At 72.1% G+C, this 412-nt stretch carries 1 pseudogene; it reads right to left on the bottom strand.

Annotated elements, in window-relative coordinates:
* Positions 1 to 5 precede the first annotated feature (5 nt).
* Positions 6 to 412: pseudogene (locus RB628_RS41555) on the bottom strand (alpha/beta hydrolase); the annotation flags it as partial.

Below are 412 nucleotides of genomic sequence, written 5' to 3'. Positions count from 1 at the left end.
GTCGTCTACGTCGCCTTCGTCGTGGACACAGCCGCAGACCGTTCGGCGTGGGTCGTCTCGCGGGGAACCAGGCAGCTTTCCAGAAACGCCAGTGCGCGCAGATGGTACGAGCGGGCGGCCCAGCCCAGGCTGATGTTGTGGCCGGCGTCCGGCTGGCGGTCGACGGTGACGCGAGGGGCGGCGGCGAACTGTGCGGCCAGGTCGACCAGGGTGTCGCCGTCCTGCCGCCACCACGCCTCGTGTTCGGCGAAGGTCAGCCGCACGGGGACCCGGACGCGCGGCGCGACGGAGCGCAACTGGCAGCATCGGGAGGCGAGTTCGGCGCGTTCTCGTGCGGGCACGTCCTCGGCCCTGCACCGTGCGCCGCTGAACGTGCCGGGCGGGTAGAGGCTCAGCGGGCCCCAGTTCTTCG

Source organism: Streptomyces sp. ADMS (genome assembly GCF_033441795.1).
GTDB lineage: Bacteria > Actinomycetota > Actinomycetes > Streptomycetales > Streptomycetaceae > Streptomyces.
This window is presented reverse-complemented; position numbering and strand designations above follow the sequence as displayed.